This is a genomic window from Micromonospora sp. NRRL B-16802 (assembly GCF_001279555.1).
Classification (GTDB): Bacteria; Actinomycetota; Actinomycetes; order Mycobacteriales; family Micromonosporaceae; genus Micromonospora; species Micromonospora profundi.
Genome location: NZ_LGEB01000053.1, coordinates 224,250 through 245,327, shown reverse-complemented (window position 1 = coordinate 245,327; position 21,078 = coordinate 224,250). Strand labels below are relative to the sequence as shown.

The window sequence follows — 21,078 nt, the reverse complement described above, 5'->3', positions numbered from 1 at the left end:
TCCCATTTGGTGAGGTCAGCGGGCCGGCGCGTGGTCCACGGCCGGAGCCGGCTCCAGGCCGGCGGCCCGGCGCAGCGCGGCGACGTGGCGCTCCCGGTGCGGCCCGGCCAGCAGGTGCCCAAGTGCGGCAAGCAGGCCCAGCCCGCCCACGATCAGCCAGTGCCCGTCGCCGAGGTGTTGCAGGCTCACCCCGCCCAGCGTGGGTGCGACGAACGCCGCCGCCGGGAACGTCAGGTAGAAGACCGACTGATACCGGGCGCGTAGCTGCGGTGGCGCCAGATCCGCGTTGATCTGCGCGTTGGGTGGGGCGGCGAGCATCGAGCCGACCGTCCAGACCGCAGCGGCGGCCAGGTAGACGCCCAGCACGTCGGCCACGGCCAGCACGCCGAAACCGACAGCGAGCAGAGCGGTCGAGACCGCCAGGACGACGTCCTTGCGGTGCCTGTCGATCAGCCGGGGCACGAACAATTGCCCCAGCACGATCAGCGCGCCGCCCAGGGCCACCACCACCCCGTACGCCGATGGGCCGAGACCGTCCGCGCGCATCGCCAGCGGCATGATCGTCGAGGTTTGCATGGTGAGTACGGCCAGCACGAATGTGAGACCGACGAAGACCAGGAAGGTCCGGTCGGTGAGCGCGGTACGCAGGCCGGGACGCCGGGCTCGGGCGGACTCGGCCGGTGGCCGGAGGTCGACGCTTGCAGCGGCCCGTCGCAGGGTCTCCGGGACCTTCCAGGCGATGAGCACCGCGGCGGTAAGCGTGGCACCCGCGTCGACCAGGAACAGCGCTGTGAAGCTCGCCTCGGCCAGGACCCCGGCGAGCAGTGAGGCCACCGCCATACCCAGGTTGAACGCCCAGAACTGGAGGTTGAACGCACGCGAGCGGCGTTGCGCGGGCACCACGTCGACGATCGCCGCGACGAACGCCGGGCTGGGCATCGAGTGCACCACGCCTACAAGCGCGGACAGCACCGCGATCAACAGCAGGGGCCGGCTGAAGGCCAGCGCCACCATCAGGGCGGCGGTGGCCAGGTGGGCGGCGACCAGGGTGGACCGTCGGCCCCACCGGTCGGCAAGCACCCCGCCGAGCAGCACGCCTGCCGCCCCGCCCGCTCCGTACGCCCCGACCACAGTGCCGGCCAGCGACTCGCTGGCGCCCCGCGCGTCGGTGAGATAGAGCGACAGGAACAGCATGGCGAACGCGCCGGCCCTGTTGATGAGCAGGCCGGCCCAGAGGTACCAGAAGGTGGCGGGAAGTCCGCCCGCGGTGTCGTTCCACAAGCGCCGCAGGGCGTGCACCCGACCTCCCGACAGTTCAGTTTCCTAACCGTTTCCCTGGGACGGTAGGAAGTCGGGCCCGTTCGCGCCAGTCGTATTGCTGATCATGGGCGGTACGTCACAGCGCGGGTCAGGCCGTCGCCTCGGCGGGCTGTGCGGCCGTCCGGGCGTCGGCAGGCACCAGCCCCGCACCGGAGCGGCGCAGCGCGTCGGCTCGCCGTTCCCGGGCCGGACCGGACACCAGGTGGGCCACCGCGGTCAGCACACCGAGCGCTGCGCAGCCGAGCCAGAGCGCGGAGTTGCCGGCGTGTTCGCGGACCAGGCCACCGAGGACCGGCGCGCTGGCCCCGGCGATCTGCCAGGAGAGCCCGAACACGCCCTGGTAGCGCCCGCGTAGCGCGGCCGGGGACAACTCGGCGATCAGCGTGGCGTTTGACGGCGAGTTCAGCATCTCGCCGACCGTCCAGATCAGCACGGTCAGCCCGTAGAACCAGGCGGAGCCGGCGAACGCGGTCAGCCCGAACCCGACCCCCATCACGACGGCGGACAGCGCGAGCACGTGCGAGCGGCTGCGGCCCCGGATCAGCCGGGGCACGAAGAGTTGGCCGACGACGATCAGGACGCCGTTGAGCGCGATCACCGAGCCGAAGGTGGCCGGGCTCAGACCGGAGTCGCCCATGGCGATCGGCAGCATCGAGATGTGCTGGAGGAAGACAAGCGCGGCGAACAGGTTCAGGACCACGAAGCCGAGGAAGACCCGGTCGGCGAGGATCGTGCGCAGGGCGCCACGAGGTGCCCTCGCGGTCGTGACGGTCGGCCCGGCGTGGCGGGTCTCCGGGACGCGGATGAAGATGATCAGCGCGGTGATCAGCATGGTGGCCGCGTCGACAAGGAACAGCAGCAGGTAGTCGGCCTGCGCGGCGAGACCGGCAAGGATGGCGGCGCAGGCGAAGCCCAGGTTGATCGCCCAGTAGTTGAGCGAGAAGGCGCGTAGCCGGTCCTTCGCCGGCACCACGTCGATCATCATGGCGCCGAACGCGGGTCGGGCCGCCTCGGCGAACAGGCCGAGCAGCAGCGCGCCCAGTGCCACGGCCCAGAGGTCCCGGGCCAGGCCGAGGGCGATCATCATGGCGGCCGCGCCGACGTGCGCGGTGAACAGTGTCGGCCGGCGACCCCACCGGTCGGCAAGGGTGCCGCCGACAGTGGTGCCGACCGCGCCACCGACGCCCCACAGGCCGAGCACCAGGCCGGCCTGGGAGGCGGAGAAGCCGCGTTCCTGGGTCAAATAGATGGCAAGGAAGATGAGGACGAACGAGCCGAGCCTGTTGATCAGGGTGCCGGTCCACAGGTACCAGAAGGTGGTGGGGAGGCCGCCGGTGGTGTCCCGGAACCAGCTCCGCATCGTCAACACGTCGTGCCCCCGCTTGCAAGTAATGACCGAAGTGACCGTAGCGCCTTACGACCCTAGTGGTGGTCCGATCGACGGGTCACCCGCTTTTTCACGTGGTGGTCGTCACGACGGGTGGCCGCGTGTCCCGTGCCGGGTTGAGGCAGGATGATCCGCATGACTGCGAGCGAGGGGCCCACCATCGGGACGCTGGTCCTGCTGCGGCACGGCGAGAGTGACTGGAACGCCAAGAACCTCTTCACCGGCTGGGTCGACGTCGACCTGACCGAGAAGGGCGAGGGCGAGGCGAGGCGCGGCGGCGTGCTGCTCCGCGAACACGACCTGCTGCCGGACGTCGTCCACACCAGTGTGATGCGCCGGGCGATCCGCACCGCCGAGCTGGCGCTGAACGCCGCCGACCGGCACTGGATCGCGGTGCGCAGGTCGTGGCGGCTCAACGAGCGGCACTACGGCGCACTGCAGGGCAAGAACAAGAAGCAGACCCTTGACGAGTACGGCGAGGAGCAGTTCATGCTCTGGCGCCGGTCGTACGACACCCCACCGCCGCCGATCGCCGACGACGACGAGTGGTCGCAGGTGGGCGACCCGCGGTACGCGCTGCTGCCGACCGAGCTGATGCCACGTACCGAGTGCCTCAAGGACGTCGTCGAGCGGATGCTTCCCTACTGGTACGACTCGATCGTGCCGGACATCCTGGCCGGCCGGACGGTGCTGGTGGCCGCGCACGGCAACTCGCTGCGCGCCCTGGTCAAGCACCTCGACCAGATCTCCGACGAGGCGATCGCCAAGCTCAACATCCCGACCGGCATCCCGCTGCGCTACGACCTCGACCCGCAGCTGCGTCCGCTCACCCTGGGCGGCACCTACCTCGACCCCACGGCAGCGAAGGCAGCCGCCGCGGCGGTCGCGAACCAGGGCCGCTAAGAAGTTAGGAAGGGCCCCTTGTTATGCATAAAGCGATAACACGGGGCCCTTCCTTGCACTTCAGCTGGCTGTGGGGGCGCTTTCTCCGGTGATCAGGTAGATCACGTGTTCGCCGGCGTTCACCGCGTGGTCGGCGAAGCGCTCGTAGAAGCGGCCCAGCAGGGTGGCGTCGATAGCGGTCTCCACCCCGTACGGCCAGTCGTCGCCGAGCAGCACCGAGAACAGGCTCTTGTGCAGCTCGTCCATGGCGTCGTCGTCACGGTCCAGCTCGCTGGCGAGGTCGACGTCGGGCTTGGCCAGCACCGAGCCGATCTTCACCGCCATCCGGTCGGCGATGTCGGCCATCTCGGTGAAGATCGCCCGCAGCTCGGCCGGCACGGCAGGCGACGGGTGCCGCCGCAGCGCTGTCTTCGCCACGTGGTCGGCGAGGTCGCCCATCCGCTCCAGGTCGGCCGCCACGTGCAGGGCGGTGATCATGGCGCGCAGGTCGGAGGCGACCGGCGCCTGCCGGGCGAGCAGGTCACACACCCGCTCCTCGACGTGCCGGTAGAGGTCGTCGATCTCGGCGTCCCGCTCGATGACCGTCTCGGCGGCCTGCCGATCGGCGGTGAGCAGGGCGCGGGTGGCCTGGCGCATGGCGGCGCGGACGCCCTCCGCCATGTCCACAAGCAGTTGGCTGACGATCTGGAGGTCGGCCCGGAACTCGTCGCGCATCATCACGTCCTGTGGTCGTCGCCGCCGACGGCTGTCGGCGCATGGGGCTGAGCAGGTGCGACGCCAACGGTAGGCGGCGTTGACGGATCCCGGATGAACCACGATGAACGACGCCAGACCGGTGGGTGAACAGTTTCGAAAGTGAGGGTGGTTCGTCCCGTTCTGCGTGGTAGCCAGGTTAACAATGACCCTACGATCGCCGGGTGGAGTGGGCAGTGGCGATCGTTGTGGCAGTGGCGCTGGTGGCCGGACTGGTCGCCGGTCTCCTGCTGCCCCGGTTCCTGCCGGCGCGCGACGCCCGCACCACATCGACGGGCAGCGTGAGCTCCCGATGGAGCAGGGGGAGGCCCGCGATAGCCGACGAACAGCAGACCGGGCTCGGCCGACGGACGATCGACTCGCTCCGGGCCGGTGTCGTGGTCCTGGACAACGACGACGTGCCTGTGCTGATCAACCCTGCTGCCCGCGCGATGGGGCTGCTGCGTACCGGCAGCACCCCGGGCTCGATCGCCGCGCACCCGCTGATCCGTACCCTCGCGGGCCAGGTGCGGCGCACCGGCGTGCGCCGCGAGATCGAGCTGGACCTGCCCCGGGGCCGCGACAGCGCGGGGGAGAACCCGCTCGGCGTGCACCTGCGGGCCATGGGTATCGGCAACGGCTTCATCGCTGTGGAAGCGGTCGACGTGACCGAGTCGCACCGGCTGACCCGGGTACGTCGTGACTTCGTGGCCAACGTGAGCCACGAGCTGAAGACCCCCATCGGGGCGCTCCAACTGCTCGCCGAAGCGCTGCTGGACGCCACCGAACCGGCCGACGCCGCGATGCCCGACCTCTCCGAGGACCTGGTGGCCGCCCGCCGGTTCGCCGAACGGATCCAGCACGAGTCGACCCGGCTGGGCCGGCTGGTGCAGGAGTTGCTGGAGCTGACCCGTTTGCAGGGCGCGGAGCCGCAGCCGCCTCCGGAGCCCGTGGCGCTCGACTGGGTGATCGCCGAGGTGGTCGACCGGACGCGCACCACGGCCGCCGCCCGCGGCGTCGAGGTGACGGTGGACGGCGAGCGCGGCCTCACCGCGTACGGCAGCGACGCCCAGCTCGCCACGGCCGTGGCGAACCTTGTGGAGAACGCCATCAACTACTCGGGGGAGGACACCACTGTGCGGGTCACCCTCCGCGGCGGCGACGAGCACGTCGAGATCGCGGTCGCCGACCAGGGCATCGGTATCGCCCCCACCGACGTGGACCGGGTGTTCGAGCGGTTCTACCGGGCAGACCAGGCGCGTTCGCGTGCCACCGGCGGCACCGGGCTCGGCCTGGCCATCGTGAAACACATCGCGAGCAACCATGGCGGTCGGGTGGAGGTGTCGAGCACTCTTGGAGGTGGATCGACGTTCACCCTCCGGTTGCCCGCCAGCCCACCGGACGACCTGCTGGCGACACTGCCACAGGCTGGGATCGAGGCCGGTCCGGCCGAGCTACGGCAGGTCTGACAGCAATGAAAGGAACCCCCCGTTGAGCCGCGTTCTGGTGGTCGAGGACGAGGAGTCGTTCTCCGACGCCCTGTCGTACATGCTCCGCAAGGAGGGCTTCGAGGTTTCGGTCGCCGCGACCGGCACCGACGCCCTCACCGAGTTCGACCGGACCGGCGCTGACATCGTCCTGCTCGACCTGATGTTGCCCGAGATGTCGGGGACCGAGGTGTGCCGGCAGCTCCGGCAGCGTTCGGCAGTGCCGATCATCATGGTCACCGCGAGGGACAGCGAGATCGACAAGGTGGTCGGCCTGGAGATCGGTGCCGACGACTACGTCACCAAGCCGTACTCGCCCCGGGAACTGGTTGCCCGGATCCGGGCGGTGCTCCGTCGGCAGAGCCCGGAGGTGGCCGAATCCGGCGCCCCGACGCTGGCCGCCGGCCCGGTGCGGATGGACATCGAGCGGCACGTGGTCACCGTCGAGGGTGGGAACGTGCAGTTGCCGTTGAAGGAGTTCGAGCTGCTGGAACTCCTGCTGCGCAACGCGGGCCGGGTGCTGACCCGGGGCCAGCTCATCGACCGGGTCTGGGGTGCCGACTACGTCGGTGACACCAAGACGCTCGACGTGCACGTCAAGCGGCTGCGCTCCAAGATCGAGCCGGAGCCGTCCGCGCCGCGCTTCATCGTCACCGTGCGAGGGCTGGGCTACAAGTTCGAGCCGTGATCGACAGCCGCTCAGGTCAGAACAGCTTGCGCAGGGCGGCGGAGATCTCGGCGACCTCTGTCAGCCGACTCTCCGCCACGCTGATCACCAGATCGTACGCGGCGTCCTGATCCATCTCGTCGAGCTGGGCAATGGTGACGGCGCGGTTCTGCAGCAGGAAGGCGATCGCCGTGATCCAGCCGATCCGCTTGTTGCCGTCAATGAACGGGTGGTTGTTGACCAGGGAGTGCAGCAGGGCCGCCGCCTTGGTCCACAGGTCGGGGTAGGCATCCTCCCCGAACACGCTCGCCCTCGACCGCGCCACAGCCGACTCCACGAGGCCGGCGTCTCTGATGCCGACGCCGAGCTTGCGGGCGATGCGTGCCACGTCGGCGAGCGTGGGGTAGCGGACCTCCGCCATCACTCAGCCAGGCGGGCGAGCAGCGCGGCGTGGCGGTCGATGATCTCGTCAGCGAGGTCGTCGAACTCCTTGGCGTTGCGCCGCGCCAGGTACTCGTCGATCGCGGTGACGACTACCGCGTGCATGGAGCGCGCTTCCTCGTCGGCGACAAGGCGGAGTCGCCGTTCGCGTTCGTCGTCAAGCCGAAGCGTCATGGCCATGAGCGAATGGTAGCAACTCTGCTACCAAGATCAGCTGGGTTCGTCGGCGGGGTGCGGGGCGATCATGCCCTGCTTCACCCGGGCCGCGCACAGCTCGGCCAGCCGCTCGTACGCCGCCGCACCGATGAGCGCCGTCAACTCGGGCCCGTACGACAGGTACATCGGCTCGGTGCCGACGTGCGCATCCGTCGAGGAGGTGCACCACCAGTCCAGGTCGTGCCCGCCGGCACCCCAGCCCCGCCTGTCGAACTCGGCAAGCGTGGAGACCAGCACCTTCGTGTTGTCCGGCCGCTTGACCCAGTCCTGATCGCGCCGGATCGGCAACTGCCAGCAGACGTCCGGCTTGTATTCCAACGGGTGCACGCCGTCGCGTAGCGCCTGACCGTGCAGGGCGCAGCCACCGCCGCCGGGAAAGTCGGCGTCGTTGAGGAAGACGCACGGCCCCTCCGCGCCCTGGGTGGCGGTGCGGCGGGCCGGGTTCTTGCCGTCGATCGTGTCCTGGTCGGTCCAACTCTTGAAGCCGCGCCGGAAATGCTGCCAGGTCGACGGGGTGAGCCGCTTGACAGCGCTGCGGACGCGCTTCTCGTCGTCCGAGTCGGTGAAGAAGGCCCCGTGCGAGCAGCAGCCGTCTGCGGACCGGCCGGCGATGATGCCGTGGCAGCCCTGGCCGAAGATGCAGGTCCAGCGGGACAGCAGCCAGGTCAGGTCGGCGCGGATCAGGTGGTTGTCGTCCGCCGGGTCGGCGAACTCGATCCACTCCCGGGGGAAGTCCAGCGGCACCTCGCGGCTACGCGGGTCGCCCGGATCGTCCACCAGCACGCGGAGCTCCATCGTCACCCGGCCCAGCGTACGCCCGGTGTAGGCCATGGGCTGCCGAGCCACGCAAACGTGTTGCCCCTAGTGTCTTCACCATGCGACTGGGTGTCCTCGACGTCGGTTCCAACACCGTGCACCTGCTGGTTGTCGACGCGCACCACGGTGCGCATCCCTGGCCGGCGCACTCGGAGAAGGTGGTGCTGCGCCTCGCCGAGCAGATCGGCCCCGACGGCGCGCTGACCGAGGCGGGCGCGGACAGCCTGGTCAAGGCGGTCGGCATGGCCAGGGCAGCGGCCACCGGCCTGGAGGCCGCCGACCTGATCGCGTTCGCCACCTCCGCGGTCCGCGACGCCACAAACGCCGCCGACGTCCTGGCCCGGGTCCGCGACGAGACCGGCGTACGCCTGGAGGTGCTCTCCGGCGCGGACGAGGCGCGGATGACGTTCCTGGCGGTGCGACGCTGGTTCGGCTGGTCGGCGGGGCGAATGCTTGTGCTCGACATCGGCGGCGGCTCCCTGGAGATCGCCGCCGGGATCGACGAGGACCCGAACGTCGCGATCTCGTTGCCGCTCGGGGCCGGCCGATTGACCCGGGAGCGGCTGCGGGTCGAGCCGGACAGCACGGCGCCGCCGTCCGCCGAGGCCGTCGAAAGGCTGCGGGAGTACGTGGACGGCCGGCTCGACAAGGTGGTCGACCAGATGACCCAGGTGGGTTGGGAGCGGACGGCGGCCACCTCGAAGACGTTCCGTACCCTGGCCCGGCTCGCCGGAGCGGCACCGTCGGGCGCCGGGCTCTGGGTGCCCCGCCGCCTGACCCGCGCCGGGTTGCGGCAGGTAATCGGTTTCATCAGGCACATCCCCCCGGCGCAGTTGATGGAGTTGGAGGGGGTCAGCGCGGGCCGCGCCCACCAGTTGCTGGCCGGCGCTGTGGTCGCCGAGGCGGTGATGCGCAAGCTGGACCTGGACTCGGTGGACATCTGCCCGTGGGCGCTGCGCGAGGGCGTCATCCTCCGCCGACTCGATCAACTCGAACCGATGTGAGGACGGGTCCGGTAGCGGGTGTTTTGCTGATGCTCGTCCTGATAGTCCCGTGACAACCGGGCTACCCTGGCTGATGTGACTTCCCGCGTTCCCGTCCTCCTGTCCAGCTCGTCAGTCTTTCCCGAACCGACCGCTGCGGCGTTCCAGATGGCCGCGGCGCTCGGCTACGACGGCGTCGAGGTGATGGTCTGGACCGACGTGGTCAGCCAGGACGCCGGAGCACTGCGCGGCCTCTCCGAGCACTACGGGGTGCCGGTCCTGTCGGTGCACGCGCCCTGCCTGCTTGTCACCCAGCGGGTATGGAGCCCGGACCCGTGGGAGCGGCTGCGGCGGGCCGCCGAGCTGGCCGAGACGCTGGAGGCGCCGACTGTGGTGGTGCATCCCCCGTTCAGTTGGCAGCGCGACTACGCGCGCGGGTTCGTCGACGGGCTGGCCACCATCGCGGACCAGTTCAGCGGGCTGCACATCGCTGTGGAGAACATGTACCCGGTGCGGATGGCAGGCCGCCAGTTCGTCCCGTACGTGCCGGGCTGGGATCCCACCGAGGCCGGCTATGCGTCGTACACACTGGATCTGTCGCACTGCGCGGCCTCGCACAGCGACCCGCTCGCGATGGCCGACCGGATGGGCTCCGGGCTGGTGCACGTGCACCTCGGCGACGGCACCGGCGAGGGCCGCGACGAGCACCTGGTGCCCGGGCGGGGCACCCAGCCCTGCGGGGAGCTGCTCTCCTCGCTGGCCGGGCGCGGCTTCACCGGTTCGGTGGCGGTGGAGGTCGCGACGCGGGGAGCGAAGAGCCGCGCGGTGCGCGAGGCGGACCTACGCGCCTCGCTGGAGTTCGCCCGCCAGCACCTGAGCACGCCGTCCCCGGTCGACGCCTGAACGCCCGCGCCGGGACCCGGCGCGGGCCCGCCCTGCGCCGGCCGGTGGCCTAGCTGATCGGCGTCAGCGAATCGGCTTTCGCTTTCGGCTGCGAAGCGACAGTCGGCTGCTCGACGATCGCGGCCCGCTTACGGGCCCGATGCGCCGCAACGTGCGAGCGGGTGGCGCAGCGCTCCGAGCAGAACCGCCGGCAGCAGTTGGACGACGTGTCCAGGTAGACGTTGCCGCACCGTTCGTCGGCGCAGACGCCGAAACGGGCGCTGCCGTACTCGCAGAGCCACACCGACAGCCCCCAGACCGCGCCGGCCAGGTATTCCGCGCTCACCGACGCGCCCCGGCTGGTGACGTGCATGTGCCAGTCGCTGGAGTCGTGCCCGGAGATGCGCGGCTGGACCGGGAACGCCTCGAGCAGCGCGTTCAGCTCGGTCACCGCCTGGGCGTCACGCCCCGAGGTGCCGTACTCGAAGACGTCGCGGAGCCGCTTCTGCGCTCGCCGGAAGATCGCGATATCCCGCTCCGCGACCTCGTCGCGCATCCATTCGTTCTCGGCGGGAAAGAGCGCCCTTAGGTCGTCGAGGTCGTCCAGGCGGGCGTTGACCAGGTCAACACCGGTCCGGGCGTACGCGTCGAAGTTCACGCCCCCAACGGTAGACGACTCACGGGGTACGCGGCGCGTCGATGTAGTGCGGCAGGAACCGCGCGTAACCGTCGGTGATCAGGCTTGCGCTCTCGCGAACCCCGACGCCCGCCGACTCCCCGTCGACGATCCAACTCCCCAGCACCGTCCGATTGCCGTCGAACTGTGGCAACGCCCGGAACTCCTGATAGCACCAGCCCTCGTCGCCGTAGATCCCCGGATTGGTGATCTCCTCCTCGGCCGTCACGATGCGTACCGAGCCGCCCTCGCGACCGAGCAGCGGCTTCGCCACGTACTCCCGCATGCCGCGCGGCGAGTCGAGGTACGCCGGGAGCAGGTATTCGTGGCCCGGGTACAGCTCCCAGAGGATCGCGAGCAGCGCCTTGTTCGACAGGAGCAGCTTCCAGGCCGGTTCGATCCAGGTGGTCGGCGTACCCGGGTCGAGCGCCGGCACCCCGTACGGCTCGGCAAGCATCCACTCCCACGGGTAGAGCTTGAAACACGTGGTCACCGGGCGGTCCGCGGCGTCGATGAAGCGCCGGCCGTCCCAGCCGATCTTCTGGATGGGTTGCAGCTCGGCGTCCAGGCCGGCCTGCCGTGCCGTCTCTGCCAGGTAGCCGGCGGTCATGTGGTCCTCGCCCGACTCCTCCTCGTTCGACCAGAGCACGTGCACCCGGCGGTCGTGCAGCCCGGCGCCGATCTTGGCCCAGGCGCCGACCAGCCGCTCGTGCAGGCTGTTCCACTGGTCCAGGTCCGGCCGGGTCTCCTCCAGCCAGTACCACTGGATGATGCTCGCCTCGACAAGCGCGGTGGGGGTGTCGGCGTTGTACTCCAACATCTTCGGAGGCCAGGTGCCGTCGTACGCCAGGTCGAAGCGGCCGTAGAGGGTGGGCGGCGCCTCGCGCAGTGACCTGGCCACCGCCTCGGCCGCCCACTGCGGGATGCCGAACTCGGCGTACCGGTGCTTGGCGACCACGTGCTCGGCGGCAGCCACCGACATGCGGTGCAGTTCCTCGGTGGCCTCCTCCAGGCGCAGCACCTTGTCCAGGTCGAAGGCGTACGCGGCGGTCTCGTCCCAGTACGACATGATCCCGCCGTCGGGGAGCTCCGTGTCGACGTAGACGAGCCCCTGCTCCCGGATGGTGGCGTCCCAGTCGGGCCGAGGGGTCACCGGCACACGGCGCACGTCAACCTCCGCAGGCGGCGAGGTGGGTGCCGAAGCCGCCGCGTTCGGGCACGGCTGCTGTCGGGGGCTCCGGCGCCGCCCGACCGGCGGAGGCCTGGGGAATCCGCATCGCCAGCGCGACAGTGTCGCCGCCGCCGACCGGCCCGAGGGCGCAGTCGTCGTCATCGTCGTCGTCGGAGGTCATGTTGCAGCCGGAGAGAGCGAGCGCCAGGGCGGTGAGCGCGCCGAGCTGCACGGAGGCCGACCGGAGCCGGCGACGGGGGCGTTGTTCCACGGCACCGTTGTAGCTGATCGATGCCAACAGCACCGCCCCGCCCCCGGCTGTCAAAGGGGCCCGTTGTAGCACATAAACCCCCAAGTGACATCCGGTCGAGGTGCCCCGGCCGCTGCCCGGCGGAGGTACCGGCACGGGCGATACGCTCGGCTCATGCTCCGTTCCGTCATCCTCGCCGCCTCCCGGTCATCCCAGGTCGAGCGGCTTGTCGCGACTGCCCCGTACACCCGGGACGTCGTCCGCCGGTTCGTCGCCGGCGCCGCCACCGACGATGCGCTGCGCGTGACCCGCGGGCTCATCGACGACGGCCTGGCTGTCACCCTCGACCACCTCGGCGAGGACACCGTCACCCCCGAGCAGGCAGTCGCCACCCGGGACGAATACCTCAGGCTGCTGAAGATGCTCGCCGAGGCCGGGCTCACCCCGGCGGCCGAGGTGAGCGTGAAGCTCTCCGCCCTCGGCCAGATGTTCGACGAGCAGCTGGCGTACGACAGCGTCCGGGCGATCTGCGCGGCGGCCGACGCGGCGGGCACCACTGTCACGCTGGACATGGAGGACCACACCACCACCGACTCGACGTTGGAGGTGCTGGGCAAGCTGCGCAAGGACTTCCCGTCGACGGGCGCGGTGCTCCAGGCGTACCTGCGTCGCACCGAGTCGGACTGCCGGGAGTTGTCCTCGGCGGGGTCGCGGGTACGGCTGTGCAAGGGCGCCTACAAGGAGCCGGAGTCGGTGGCGTACCAGTCGGCACGCGAGGTCGACAAGTCCTACGTCCGCTGCATGAACATCCTGATGTCCGGCGACGGCTACCCGATGCTCGCCACCCACGACCCCCGGATGATCGCGATCGGCGAGGACCGGGCCCGCTGGTTCGACAGGGGAGCGGATCGCTTCGAGTTCCAGATGCTCTTCGGGATCCGTCCGGAGGAGCAGGCCCGGCTGGCCGGCGAGGGCTACACAGTGCGCACGTACGTCCCGTACGGCGACGACTGGTACGGCTACCTGATGCGCCGGCTCGCGGAGCGCCCGGCGAACCTTGTCTTCTTCGGCCGCGCCCTGATGTCCAAGAAGTAGCCCGCTGTGGCGGGTGGGTCCACAGGGTGGGTCGAGGTGGTAGCGGCTCGTTTGCTCCGGCGAATGGTCGTACCCTTCGGCGGGTGACTGACGAGGTGGAGCAGCCATCGCCGCGGCGGCTCTGGCCGCTGTGGACGGTGCTCGTGGTGGTCGTCCTGCTGCTCGGCTGTGGCCTGCCCGCGCTGCTTGTCGCCGGTGTGGTGCGGGAGTCCAGTGACCGGGCCACCGTCAGCCGTGCCGGCACCCCGGCCAGCGACGATCCGGCGACAGCCGTCGCCCGCGGACTGTCCGACCGGATGACCGCGCAGCTCCAGCGGCAGGCCACGGCACTGCTCGGCGGTGACCGGGCCGCCTACCTGGCCGTCGCCGACCCGGGCGCGCACGCCGACCTGCGCCGCCGCTTCGCCGCGCTGCGCGCGCTCAAGGTCACCGTGTGGCGGGCCGAGTCGAGCGGCCTGCCCGTGCCTGTCGTCGGCCGACCCGGCGAGTGGCGGCTGCTGGTGCGCTTCCAGTACTGCTTCGTGGTGCCCGACTGCCGGCCGAGCCCGGTGTTGATCGGTACCCGCTGGCGGGAGAACGGCGACCAGCCCCGGCTGGTCGCCGTGGAGGAGTCCAAGTCGGCGGAGACCGGCACCCGACCGTGGGAGATCAGCGACCTGGCCGTTGCGGTCGGCGCGCGGACCATAGTGGCCACCACACCGGCGCTGCGCGGCAAGCTGCCCGGCCTGCTGGCCCAGGCCGAGGCGGCGGCCAAGATCGCCGACGGGTACGTCGTGGCCGGCTCCCCGCCGGACCGCTACCGGATCTTCTACGCCGGTCGCACCGAGTGGCAGCGCTGGTACGGCGGCGGCCGGCCACAGTGGACCGGCGGTTACGCGGTGACAGTCGGCGGTGGCCACCACGAGGTGGTGCTCAACGCCGAAGGGCTGCCCAGCAGTGGCACGGACGACCTGCTCCGGCACGAGTTGACCCACGCCGCCTCGCTGCCGGAGCGCGGCTATCCGGGCAAGACGACCTGGTGGCTGGTCGAAGGGCTGGCCGAGTTCGCCGGTGCGGGAGGGCAGGCGGTCGACAGGTACGAGGGGCTCGCCGAGGTGCGCGCGCTGGTCAGGGGCAGATGGGACGGCAGGCTGGAGGGGATCACGCCCGCCGACAACGCCGAAGCCGAGCGGGTCGGCGGCAGCTACGGCGTCGGCTACCTCGCCGTCCGGCACCTCGTCGACAGGTTCGGAACGACCCAGCTCCTCGCCTTCTTCAAGGCCGTGGTGCACGAGCGCAAGCCCTTCGACGTCGCCGCCGAGGAGTCGTTCGGTGAGCAGTGGTCGACGCTGCACGACGAGTGCGTCGCGTACGTCCGCGCGGTCGCCGCCTGACGTCCGATGCGGCAGTGACGGTGCGCCGTACCATCGATGGGTGCGCCGCCCCCAGCCGCCGCGGCCCGCAAGCGTCACGCGGCCCCGCCTGCTCATCGCCCTGACCGCCATCGCCGTCCTCACCGCCACCACCGCCGCGTCCTGCGGCGACGAAGACCCCGACCTCGCGCTGGCGTCGGCCGCCCGCAACCCGGTCGCCGAGGTGATCGACGCCCCGGCGACGGTGACTGCCCGTGCAGCCGCGACCCTCACCGCACCCGCCGACGGCACAGTGGCCAGCCTGCGCGTTCAACCTGGTCAGCGGGTCAAGCGCGGCCAGGTCCTCGCCGTCGTCGACTCGCCGTCGGCGCAGCAGCGCCTGCGCCAGGCGAAGGAGGCGCTGACCGCCGCGAAGCGCGCCGGCCGAGGTGTTCCCACAGGCGACCTGACCGGCAGCCGCCGCGACACCGACAAGGCCGCCGGCGAGGCGTTCGACGCCGCCCGCAAGGCCGCCGAGAAGATCGCCGACCCGCAGGTGCGGGACGCGCTGCTGGCCCAGGTGACCTCCGCCCAGCGGCAGTACGACGCCGCCGCGCGCAGCGCCGACCAGGCCGTCCGCGCCGTGCAGCGGGGGATCAACGGGCTGAGCTCGGCCGTCGGCGCGCTCTCCGCTGCACAACGGCTCCAGGCCCAGCAGGCGTACGACCTGGCGAAGGCAACCGTCGACGCGCTGACCCTGCGCGCCCCGCTCGCCGGTGTGGTGCAGCCGGGCGGCACCCGGGCCGGCGGTGGCGCGAACGCCGGTCTGGCCGGGCTGCTGGAGCAGGCCGGTGGGGCTGGCATCGACCCGTCCGTGCTGGCCCCCGCTCAGGGCGGGCCGCCCGCCGGGGTCGACGACGCGGTCGCTGTCGGCGGCCAGGTAACCGCCGGCACGCCGGTGCTGACAGTTGTCGACATCGGGCAGTTGGGGCTGCTCGCCGAGGTGGACGAGACGGACGTACTGCTGGTCAAGCCCGGTGTGACAGCCACCGTCGAGCTGGACGCCGTCACCGGTGCCAGCTACGACGCGACGGTCCGCTCGGTCGACGTGCTGCCCACCAACTCCGCGCAGGGCGGTGTCACCTACCGGGTACGCCTCGCACTGGGCGCCGGGAAGCTCGCCGAGAACGAGCCGGCCCCGACGCCCCGCCCCGGCATGAACGCGATAGTGCGGCTGCGCGTACGCGAGGCGGCCGACGCGGTGACCGTCCCCGCCTCGGCGGTGTTCTCCGCCGACGGGCGGGACGCGGTATGGGTGGTCCGCGACGGCAAGGCGGATCGGGCGCCGGTGACAGTTGGCGTGCAGGGGCCCGACCTGGTGCAGATCCTCGACGGCGTCCAGCCCGGCGACCGGATCGTTGTGCGCGGCACCGACCAGGTGCGCGACGGCCAGGAAGTCCGGTGACCGAGCCGGCAGCGGGGCTGGCGGGGGAGCGCGTCGCTGCCATCGAGGCGGTGGACGTGTCGCGGACGTACCAACTGGACGGCGTGTCGGTCGAAGCGCTGCGCGGGGTGTCGCTGACAGTGCAGCCGGGTGACTACGTTGCGCTCGTCGGCCCGTCCGGCTCGGGCAAGTCCACACTCATGCACCTGCTGGGCGGGCTCGACCGGCCCACCGGCGGTCGACTGGTGATCGGCGGGCGGGACGTCAACGCGCTCTCCCCACCGGAGATGGCCACCCTTCGAAACGAGACGATCGGCTTCGTCTTCCAGGCGTTCCACCTGCTGCCGCGTACCTCAGCCGTGGAGAACGTGGCGCTGCCGCTGGTCTACAGAGGCGTGTCGGCCCGGCAGCGTCGGGAGCGGGCGGCGGCGATGCTCGGCCGGGTGGGCCTCGGGCACCGGCTGGACCACAGGCCCAACCAGATGTCCGGTGGCGAGCAGCAACGGGTGGCTATCGCCCGCGCGCTCGTCACCGAACCGACGGTGCTGCTGGCCGACGAGCCGACGGGCAACCTGGACAGCGTCACCGGAGCGGCGGTGCTTGAGCTGTTGGAGCGGTTGAACGCCGAGTCCGGGGTGGCGCTGGTGATGGTCACCCACGACCAGGAGGTCGCGGCGCGGGCCGCCCGTCGGATCACCATGCGCGACGGCGTGGTGGTCGCCGACAGCATCGCCGCCGAGCCCACCGGCCTTCATGATCGACCGCTGTCGGACGGCCACGGTCGACCTGAGACACTGATGCCCGCTCCCAGCGCGGAGCCCCGGTCCGTGTCCGGAAACGGCCCGGGGCACCCGCCCGGTGGCTCCGGTGGCGCCGCCGGAGCCACCGGGCGCCTTCCGCTCGCGCCCCCGGACACCGCCGCGACGGGCACACCGACCAGCGCCGACGCGGCGCTCGCGCCCACCGACGCCGAGGCTGGCCACGCTCCGGACGCAGGCTCCGGGAGCGGGTCGTGAGGGTCGCCGAGGCGTGGCGGGTGGCGTTGGACGCGCTACGCGCCAACCGGCTGCGCAGTGCGCTCACAATGCTCGGCGTGATCATCGGCGTGGCCTCGGTGGTGCTGCTGGTGGCGATCGGCACCGGCACCAAGCAGAAGGTGGAACAGCAGGTCGAAGGGCTCGGCTCCAACCTGCTGCTGGTCGTCCCCGGCCGGATCGAGGTGGGCAACGCCCCTGTCGTGTCGCCGTTGACCCTCAAGGACGTGGACGCCGTGACCCGGGTGGTCGGCGACCCCGAGCGGGTGGCGGTCACCGTCGCCTCGGGTGCTACCGCGCGGGCCGGCGCCTACTCCGACTTCACGACGGTGCAGGGCGTACTGGAGACGACCCCTGCGGTGTTCGCGCGGTCGCTGGCCCGGGGCCGCTACCTCACCGGCACTGACGTCGACACGAGCCGACGAGTAGCGGTGCTCGGTGACTCGGTGGCCCGCGCGCTCTTTCCCGACCGGGACCCCCTCGGCCAGCAGGTGACACTCGCCGGGGTGCGGTTCCGGGTGATCGGCGTGTTCACGCCGCTCGGGCAGAGTCTCGGCGTCGACCGCGACGACGAGGTGCACGTGCCGGTGACAGCCGCGCAGCGCCTCTGGGGCACCCAGCGGGTGGACGGCATCGCGGTGAAGGCGCCGGACCGGGAACGGATCGACGAGCTGGGCGAGCGCATCGTCGCCGAACTCAACCGTCGCCACCCGGACACCGAGTTCAGCGCCGTCACGCAACAGCAGATCCTCGGCGTACTCGGCGACATCCTCGGCATCCTCACCGGCGTGCTCGCCGCCATCGCCGGCATCTCCCTGCTCGTCGGCGGGGTCGGCGTCTCCAACATCATGCTTGTCAGCGTCCGCGAGCGGACCAGGGAGATCGGGCTGCGCAAGGCTGTCGGCGCCCGACCCCGCGACATCGGCGTGCAGTTCCTGCTGGAGGCGGTGCTGCTCACCACGATCGGCGGGCTGACCGGGATGGCGCTGGGCGTGGGCACCGCCCTGCTTGTCGACGCGTTGTCCCCAATTCCGGCGGCGATCACCTGGTGGTCGCTGGCACTCGCGTTCGGGGTGTCGGCGGCCGTGGGGATCGTCTTCGGTGTCGTCCCCGCGCAGCGTGCCGGCAGGCTCGACCCGGTTGTGGCGCTGCGCGCCGAGTGAGTGAGCGCAATCGGACAGCGGACGCAGGCGGGGAGAATCCGGGAGCGCGGATCGGGTGAACCAGCGATCCAAACATGATCAGTTGTAAGAAGGGATCGCGCCGGTCACAGCCGCCCCGCTACCGTACTGGTAACACGCGCGTCGCCGCCCGGCCCGGAGCATCCGTCGGGATGGCACGCGCCGGGCATGGGATGGGTCGGTGAGCCATGGCCGGGTCACAGTCCGACGGACGGCTGTCGGAGGTCAAGTTCCTGACCGTCGCAGAGGTCGCGACGGTCATGCGGGTGTCGAAGATGACTGTCTATCGCCTGGTGCACAGCGGTGAGCTCACCGCCGTGCGGGTCGGCCGGTCCTTCCGGGTGCCCGAGCACGCCGTGCACGAATATCTCCGGGGCGCCTTTCAGGAAACCGCCTGAGCCACCGCCGGGCCGATCGCGCACACAGTGACGGGCGCGCGTACGAGCCTGTCGGTGCCGACGGGAAGCGGCATCGGTGAGCGCCTGAGGTGGACGGGCGGGGCTGGTGGTCGCGTACCGAAAGCGGCGACGGCGGGGGCGCGTTGGTCCTGCTGACGCTCTCCCGCTACCCTGGAGCCCGACCGAGGCCCCACCGGTGCGCCCCGCCGCCCAGACTGGTCCGGTCCTTTGTCCGCATGCGGTCGCCGTCGCCACAAGCGTGGTGTCATTCGGTCCGCCCCGCACGTTGTATCGAAAGGCTGTCGTATGGGCTCGGTGGTCAAGAAGCGCCGTAAGCGCATGGCTAAGAAGAAGCACCGCAAGCTGCTGCGCAAGACCCGCGTCCAGCGTCGCCGTCTCGGCAAGTGATCGCCGCCGGGCTCATGGCCCGGCGTTCGGCGACTCTTGCCAACTGTCGACTTCCGGAGGCTCAGGTGATCAGGCCGTGGTCGTCCCGGCTCGGTCCCTCCTGCCGGTGTAGGTGCGTCAGATGACCCCCGGTAGCACCCCAGGTGCTCCGGGGGTCGTCGTCGTGACCGGCGTCGGTCGATACCTGGGCGCTCACGTTGCGGCGCGACTGGCGGCCGACCCGCGTATCGAGCGGGTCATCGGCGTGGACGTGCCGGAGCCCGGTGCCGAGTTCACCGACCTGCTCGACCGTGTCGAGCGGGTTCGCGTCGACCCCGGCTCACTCGGTGGGCTCCTCGCCGACCTGGACGTCGACGCAGTCGTGCATCTCGCGCTGGTCAGCTCCCCCGACCCGCAGCACGGTGGCCGGTCGGCAATGAAGGACCAGAACGTCATCGGCACCATGCAACTGCTCGCCGCCTGCCAGCGAGCGCCCCGGCTGCGCAAGCTCGTGGTCCGGTCCTCGACCGCCGCGTACGGGGTGTCGTTCCGGGACCCGGCGGTCTTCACCGAGGAGACCGAACCGCGCGAGGTGCCGCGCGGCGGTTTCGGCCGCGACATCCTCGACCTTGAGGGGTACGTCCGTGGTTTCCGGCGTCGCCGACCCGACGTCACGGCGACGGTGCTGCGGTTCGCCCCGTTCATCGGCTCCAACGCCGACACGACGTTGACCCGCTACTTCGCGCAGCCGTTCGTGCCCACCGTCTTCGGCCGCGATCCGCGGTTGCAGTTCCTGCACTTCGACGACGCGTTGGAGGTGCTGCACCGGTCGATCGTCGAGGACCACCCGGGCACCTACAACGTCGCCGGTCCGGGCGTCCTGTCGCTGTCCCAGGCGATCCGGCGGGCCGGCCGGGTAGCGGTGCCGGTGCTGGAGCCGGGCCTCTCCGGCGCGGCCGCGTTGGCCCGCAACATGGGCTTCGGCCGCTACGGCCTGGACCAGGTCGACCTCTTCGTGCACGGCAGGGTCGTCGACACCACCCGGCTTGAGCAGGAGTACGGCTTCACGCCCCGCTCCACCGCCGCCGCGTTCGACGACTTCATCCGCGCCCACCACGGCGGGGTCGTGCTCAGCCGGAGTCAGTTGGCCGCCGCCGAGCAGCTCGTCCTGGACGGCATCCGGCAGGTCCGCTCAGCGGTGCGGGAGCGGTCGTCGTGAGCGGGCCGGAAACGGGTCGTGAGCCGACGGGCAACGGGCGATTCGACGTACCCCCGGAGGTGACGCCGGACGTGGAGCCGGCGCGGCGTAACGGGCACCGACCGGCGGCACAGGTCGCGCCGACCCCGACCCCGACGCCGGCCGACGAGGTCGACACCGCGGCCACCGACGAGCCCGCGACCGCCAGTGGCGCGGCCGTTCCGGACCGGCCGGGTGACCCGTGGGACCGGCGTGTCGCCGACGGCCTGGCGTTCCTGCGCCGGCGGCTGTCCGGCGAGTACGAGGTCGACGAGTTCGGCTTCGACCCGGAGCTGACCGACGCGGTCTTCCACCCCCTGCTGCGGCTGCTCTACCGGGACTGGTTCCGCACCGAGGTCAGCGGCGTGGAGCACGTGCCCGTCGACGGGCCGGCCCTGGTGGTCGGCAACCACTCGGGGACCGTGGCGTTGGACGCGCTGATCCTCTCGGCGGCGCTGCACGACAAGCACCCCGCACACCGCTACCTGCGCCTGCTCGGCGCGGACCTGGTCTTCCGGATGCCTGTGGTGTCCGAGATCGCCCGCAAGACCGGCGGTACGGTGGCCTGCAACCCGGACGCCGAGCGTCTGCTCGGCGGCGGTGACCTCGTGGGCGTGTTCCCCGAGGGGTTCAAGGGCATCGGCAAGCTCTACGCCGACCGCTACAAGCTGCAACGGTTCGGACGCGGCGGGTTCGTGTCGGCGGCGCTGCGCACCGGCACCCCGATCGTGCCCGTCGCCATCGTCGGCGGCGAGGAGATCTACCCGATGCTCGCCGACATCAAGCCCCTCGCGCGGCTGCTGAAGCTGCCCTACTTCCCGGTCACGCCGACCTTCCCGTGGCTCGGGCCGCTGGGCATGGTGCCGCTGCCCAGCAAGTGGCTGATCGAGTTCTGCCCGCCGATCCCCACCGCGCACCTGACCGACTCGGCGGACGACCCGCTGGTGGTCTTCAACCTCGCCGACCAGGTGCGGGAGACCATCCAGCAGACGCTGCACTCGCTGTTGGAGCGGCGACCGGACCCGTTCGGCCCCTGAGGC

At 71.2% G+C, this 21,078-nt stretch carries 22 protein-coding genes and 1 pseudogene; 14 read left to right on the top strand and 9 right to left on the bottom strand.

Features of this window, described 5'->3' with window-relative positions; all coding sequences use genetic code 11:
• Positions 1-15: 15 nt before the first annotated feature.
• Together ADK66_RS11435 and ADK66_RS11430 are read right to left on the bottom strand one after the other, a co-directional pair.
• Positions 16-1,299 carry an MFS transporter gene (locus ADK66_RS11435; RefSeq protein ID WP_053654199.1) on the bottom strand — a complete coding sequence of 428 codons (1,284 nt, stop codon included), beginning with the start codon at positions 1,297-1,299 and terminating at the stop codon, positions 16-18.
• Between the two features lie 109 nt (positions 1,300-1,408).
• Positions 1,409-2,689 (bottom strand): MFS transporter, encoded by a 1,281-nt coding sequence (locus ADK66_RS11430; protein ID WP_053654197.1) that lies wholly within the window; start codon positions 2,687-2,689, stop codon positions 1,409-1,411.
• Between the two features lie 153 nt (positions 2,690-2,842).
• On the opposite strand from ADK66_RS11430, the gene ADK66_RS11425 reads away from it, so the two are divergent.
• Complete coding sequence (locus ADK66_RS11425) at positions 2,843-3,610, top strand: phosphoglyceromutase (protein ID WP_053654195.1); 768 nt, start codon at positions 2,843-2,845, stop codon at positions 3,608-3,610.
• A gap of 60 nt (positions 3,611-3,670) precedes the next feature.
• On the opposite strand, the gene phoU is transcribed toward ADK66_RS11425, so the two are convergent.
• A complete protein-coding gene (gene phoU / locus ADK66_RS11420; RefSeq protein ID WP_053655002.1) occupies positions 3,671-4,324 on the bottom strand; it encodes a phosphate signaling complex protein PhoU in 654 nt (217 codons plus the stop codon).
• Between the two features lie 203 nt (positions 4,325-4,527).
• Here phoU and ADK66_RS11415 point away from each other — a divergent pair, with 203 nt between their 5' ends.
• Together ADK66_RS11415 and ADK66_RS11410 are read left to right on the top strand one after the other, a co-directional pair.
• Positions 4,528-5,811, top strand: a complete 1,284-nt coding sequence (locus ADK66_RS11415) for a cell wall metabolism sensor histidine kinase WalK (RefSeq protein ID WP_053654194.1) — start codon at positions 4,528-4,530, stop codon at positions 5,809-5,811.
• A gap of 22 nt (positions 5,812-5,833) precedes the next feature.
• The gene (locus tag ADK66_RS11410) at positions 5,834-6,517 is read left to right on the top strand and encodes a response regulator transcription factor (RefSeq protein WP_053654192.1); all 684 of its coding nucleotides are present in this window, start codon (positions 5,834-5,836) and stop codon (positions 6,515-6,517) included.
• A gap of 16 nt (positions 6,518-6,533) precedes the next feature.
• On the opposite strand, the gene ADK66_RS11405 is transcribed toward ADK66_RS11410, so the two are convergent.
• From ADK66_RS11405 to ADK66_RS11395, 3 genes are read right to left on the bottom strand one after another with little or no spacing between them, the layout of a single operon-like run.
• On the bottom strand, positions 6,534-6,917 hold the full coding sequence (locus ADK66_RS11405; RefSeq protein WP_053655000.1) for a type II toxin-antitoxin system death-on-curing family toxin: 384 nt from the start codon (positions 6,915-6,917) through the stop codon (positions 6,534-6,536).
• Positions 6,917-7,117, bottom strand: coding sequence for a hypothetical protein (locus ADK66_RS11400; RefSeq protein ID WP_197281488.1), 201 nt, complete (start codon positions 7,115-7,117; stop codon positions 6,917-6,919). The genes ADK66_RS11405 and ADK66_RS11400 overlap by 1 nt, the downstream gene beginning before the upstream one ends.
• A 30-nt stretch (positions 7,118-7,147) precedes the next feature.
• The gene (locus ADK66_RS11395; RefSeq protein ID WP_053654996.1) at positions 7,148-7,948 is read right to left on the bottom strand and encodes a hypothetical protein; all 801 of its coding nucleotides are present in this window, start codon (positions 7,946-7,948) and stop codon (positions 7,148-7,150) included.
• An 80-nt stretch (positions 7,949-8,028) separates the two neighbouring features.
• Here ADK66_RS11395 and ADK66_RS11390 point away from each other — a divergent pair, with 80 nt between their 5' ends.
• Together ADK66_RS11390 and ADK66_RS11385 are read left to right on the top strand one after the other, a co-directional pair.
• A complete protein-coding gene (locus tag ADK66_RS11390; protein WP_053654190.1) occupies positions 8,029-8,973 on the top strand; it encodes a Ppx/GppA phosphatase family protein in 945 nt (314 codons plus the stop codon).
• A gap of 75 nt (positions 8,974-9,048) precedes the next feature.
• The gene (locus tag ADK66_RS11385; protein ID WP_053654188.1) at positions 9,049-9,855 is read left to right on the top strand and encodes a sugar phosphate isomerase/epimerase; all 807 of its coding nucleotides are present in this window, start codon (positions 9,049-9,051) and stop codon (positions 9,853-9,855) included.
• 49 nt (positions 9,856-9,904) lie between these two features.
• Here the strand turns inward: ADK66_RS11385 and ADK66_RS11380 are convergent, their stop codons facing one another.
• From ADK66_RS11380 to ADK66_RS11370, 3 genes are read right to left on the bottom strand one after another with little or no spacing between them, the layout of a single operon-like run.
• Positions 9,905-10,492: a CGNR zinc finger domain-containing protein gene (locus ADK66_RS11380; RefSeq protein ID WP_053654186.1), complete on the bottom strand. Its 588-nt coding sequence runs from the start codon at positions 10,490-10,492 to the stop codon at positions 9,905-9,907.
• Between the two features lie 19 nt (positions 10,493-10,511).
• A complete protein-coding gene (locus tag ADK66_RS11375; protein WP_053654184.1) occupies positions 10,512-11,678 on the bottom strand; it encodes a glutathionylspermidine synthase family protein in 1,167 nt (388 codons plus the stop codon).
• Position 11,679: 1 nt separating this feature from the next.
• Positions 11,680-11,952: a hypothetical protein gene (locus ADK66_RS11370; protein ID WP_231640005.1), complete on the bottom strand. Its 273-nt coding sequence runs from the start codon at positions 11,950-11,952 to the stop codon at positions 11,680-11,682.
• Between the two features lie 153 nt (positions 11,953-12,105).
• Here ADK66_RS11370 and ADK66_RS11365 point away from each other — a divergent pair, with 153 nt between their 5' ends.
• The 9 genes and pseudogenes from ADK66_RS11365 (at position 12,106) to ADK66_RS11330 (ending at position 21,075) form a co-directional block, all read left to right on the top strand.
• A complete protein-coding gene (locus ADK66_RS11365) occupies positions 12,106-13,026 on the top strand; it encodes a proline dehydrogenase family protein (RefSeq protein WP_053654182.1) in 921 nt (306 codons plus the stop codon).
• Between the two features lie 83 nt (positions 13,027-13,109).
• Positions 13,110-14,399, top strand: a complete 1,290-nt coding sequence (locus ADK66_RS11360; RefSeq protein WP_053654180.1) for a hypothetical protein — start codon at positions 13,110-13,112, stop codon at positions 14,397-14,399.
• Between the two features lie 40 nt (positions 14,400-14,439).
• Positions 14,440-15,822 carry an efflux RND transporter periplasmic adaptor subunit gene (locus ADK66_RS11355; RefSeq protein ID WP_053654178.1) on the top strand — a complete coding sequence of 461 codons (1,383 nt, stop codon included), beginning with the start codon at positions 14,440-14,442 and terminating at the stop codon, positions 15,820-15,822.
• Positions 15,819-16,694: pseudogene (locus ADK66_RS11350) on the top strand (ABC transporter ATP-binding protein); the annotation flags it as partial. The gene ADK66_RS11355 and the pseudogene ADK66_RS11350, both read left to right, overlap by 4 nt.
• Before the next feature lie 119 nt (positions 16,695-16,813).
• Complete coding sequence (locus ADK66_RS11345) at positions 16,814-17,998, top strand: ABC transporter permease (protein WP_053654177.1); 1,185 nt, start codon at positions 16,814-16,816, stop codon at positions 17,996-17,998.
• Between the two features lie 206 nt (positions 17,999-18,204).
• On the top strand, positions 18,205-18,414 hold the full coding sequence (locus tag ADK66_RS11340) for a helix-turn-helix domain-containing protein (RefSeq protein ID WP_007465625.1): 210 nt from the start codon (positions 18,205-18,207) through the stop codon (positions 18,412-18,414).
• A 306-nt stretch (positions 18,415-18,720) separates the two neighbouring features.
• Complete coding sequence (locus tag ADK66_RS30710) at positions 18,721-18,822, top strand: 30S ribosomal protein bS22 (protein WP_007465623.1); 102 nt, start codon at positions 18,721-18,723, stop codon at positions 18,820-18,822.
• 121 nt (positions 18,823-18,943) lie between these two features.
• Complete coding sequence (locus ADK66_RS11335; protein ID WP_053654992.1) at positions 18,944-20,020, top strand: NAD-dependent epimerase/dehydratase family protein; 1,077 nt, start codon at positions 18,944-18,946, stop codon at positions 20,018-20,020.
• Between the two features lie 245 nt (positions 20,021-20,265).
• Positions 20,266-21,075: a lysophospholipid acyltransferase family protein gene (locus ADK66_RS11330; protein ID WP_053654985.1), complete on the top strand. Its 810-nt coding sequence runs from the start codon at positions 20,266-20,268 to the stop codon at positions 21,073-21,075.
• The last annotated feature ends 3 nt before the right edge of the window (positions 21,076-21,078 follow it).

Coding starts and splice junctions, on each gene's coding strand:
- ADK66_RS11400 (WP_197281488.1), bottom strand. CDS start 7,117: ATGGCCATGACGCTTCGGCTTGACGACGAACGCGAACGGCGACTCCGC.
- ADK66_RS11335 (WP_053654992.1), top strand. CDS start 18,944: ATGACCCCCGGTAGCACCCCAGGTGCTCCGGGGGTCGTCGTCGTGACC.
- ADK66_RS30710 (WP_007465623.1), top strand. CDS start 18,721: ATGGGCTCGGTGGTCAAGAAGCGCCGTAAGCGCATGGCTAAGAAGAAG.
- ADK66_RS11390 (WP_053654190.1), top strand. CDS start 8,029: ATGCGACTGGGTGTCCTCGACGTCGGTTCCAACACCGTGCACCTGCTG.
- ADK66_RS11365 (WP_053654182.1), top strand. CDS start 12,106: ATGCTCCGTTCCGTCATCCTCGCCGCCTCCCGGTCATCCCAGGTCGAG.
- ADK66_RS11340 (WP_007465625.1), top strand. CDS start 18,205: ATGGCCGGGTCACAGTCCGACGGACGGCTGTCGGAGGTCAAGTTCCTG.
- ADK66_RS11405 (WP_053655000.1), bottom strand. CDS start 6,917: ATGGCGGAGGTCCGCTACCCCACGCTCGCCGACGTGGCACGCATCGCC.
- ADK66_RS11425 (WP_053654195.1), top strand. CDS start 2,843: ATGACTGCGAGCGAGGGGCCCACCATCGGGACGCTGGTCCTGCTGCGG.
- phoU (WP_053655002.1), bottom strand. CDS start 4,324: ATGCGCGACGAGTTCCGGGCCGACCTCCAGATCGTCAGCCAACTGCTT.
- ADK66_RS11395 (WP_053654996.1), bottom strand. CDS start 7,948: ATGGAGCTCCGCGTGCTGGTGGACGATCCGGGCGACCCGCGTAGCCGC.